Origin of the sequence: Streptomyces sp. NPDC059443 (genome assembly GCF_042750105.1) — a bacterium.
Classification (GTDB): domain Bacteria; phylum Actinomycetota; class Actinomycetes; order Streptomycetales; family Streptomycetaceae; genus Streptomyces.
This window is the reverse complement of record NZ_JBHYVM010000025.1, coordinates 1-1,323: the sequence shown is the minus strand read 5'-3', so window position 1 is coordinate 1,323 and position 1,323 is coordinate 1. Positions and strand designations below refer to the sequence as shown.

Annotated in this window: 2 protein-coding genes and 1 pseudogene; all 3 read left to right on the top strand. The window is 71.0% G+C overall.

Annotated elements, in window-relative coordinates; translation table 11 throughout:
- Positions 1-111 precede the first annotated feature (111 nt).
- Complete coding sequence (locus ACFXDJ_RS23220; protein WP_384664233.1) at positions 112-570, top strand: RrF2 family transcriptional regulator; 459 nt, start codon at positions 112-114, stop codon at positions 568-570.
- Between the two features lie 129 nt (positions 571-699).
- Complete coding sequence (locus ACFXDJ_RS23215) at positions 700-843, top strand: putative leader peptide (RefSeq protein WP_384664234.1); 144 nt, start codon at positions 700-702, stop codon at positions 841-843.
- Positions 844-1,021: 178 nt separating this feature from the next.
- Positions 1,022-1,323 (top strand): annotated as a pseudogene (locus ACFXDJ_RS23210) (sulfate ABC transporter substrate-binding protein); the annotation flags it as partial.

Sequence of the window (1,323 nt, the reverse complement as noted above, 5' to 3'; positions counted from 1 at the left end):
AGGGGGATCCGCCCCCCCCCCCCCCCCCCTCCCGGCCGTCCGGGCCCCCCGCCCCCCCCGCCCGCCCGGCCGGGGCGGCGGCCGCCCGGCGACGTACGGGATAATGTCCGCATGCGGATCTCAGCCAGGGCGGACTACGCGGTACGTGCCGCACTGCAGCTTGCCGCGTCGCAGGACGGCGGGCCGGTGAAGGCCGAAGCCATCGCCGACGCCCAGGACATCCCGCACAAGTTCCTCGAAGGCATCCTGAACGACATGCGCCGGGGCGGTCTCGTACTCAGCCAGCGCGGCGGCAACGGCGGCTACCGGCTGGCCAGGCCCGCCCGGTCGATCAGCATCGCGGACGTCATCCGGGTCGTGGACGGACCGCTCGTCTCGGTGCGCGGAGTCCGCCCACCGGACCTCTCCTACACCGGCCCCGCCCAGTCGTTGCTGCCCCTGTGGATCGCGCTGCGGGCCAATGTGCGCGAGATCCTCGACGGAGTCTCGCTCGCCGACGTGGCCTCGTCCGAGCTGCCCGCCTCCGTATCCGCGCTGGCCCACGCTCCGGACGCCTGGACCAATCCCTGATCCCCTGATCCCCCGATCATCTGATTCCCTAAGCCACTGACCCCGCCCCACCTGCGCTTTCTCGCATTGCGAGATCCAGGCGTCCACGATGCGGTCAACCTCTTGGGGCGAGTGTCCCGGTCTGCCAATATGCCTACCAACCAGGTGGGAAAACTAGGAATCCGGGAGGTGGCCGTGCGAACACCGCACCGCGCAGGCAGGACGCTGCCCCTGACCTCCCGTCGACACATCGACCTGGTCCGCACCTCCAGCGCCATCTGTCAGCCCGCCTGACCCGCTCGCCGTAGCCCGGCCGGCCCCTGGCCGACCTCGCCGCCCGCGTGCCTTCCAGCGACCGCGATCCCGCCGCCGACGGCCGGGACCGGATGCCGTGCGTGCCGATGACCTCGCGTCGCACTTCTCCGCACTCCTGCGCACTTCCTCGAACACCATCCCGTGAAAGGACACCTCCGTGTCTGCCGCAAGACCGCTCACCGCCCTGCGCGCCATCGCCGTCACCGCCGCTCTTCCCCTGCTTCTCACCGCTTGCGGGTACGGCTCCGAGGCCAAGAAGGACGCCCCCGCGACGGGCAGCTCCTCCGCCGACTCCGGCAAGAAGCTGTCGGCGACCGAGGTCCGCGTCGGCTACTTCCCCAACCTGACCCACGCCACCGCGCTGGTCGGCATCCAGGAAGGCCTGATCGCCAAGGAACTCGGCGCCACCACGATCAAGCCGCAGACCTTCAACGCCGGCCCCTCCGAGATCGAAGCCCT

Coding starts and splice junctions, on each gene's coding strand:
- ACFXDJ_RS23215 (WP_384664234.1), top strand. CDS start 700: ATGCCTACCAACCAGGTGGGAAAACTAGGAATCCGGGAGGTGGCCGTG.
- ACFXDJ_RS23220 (WP_384664233.1), top strand. CDS start 112: ATGCGGATCTCAGCCAGGGCGGACTACGCGGTACGTGCCGCACTGCAG.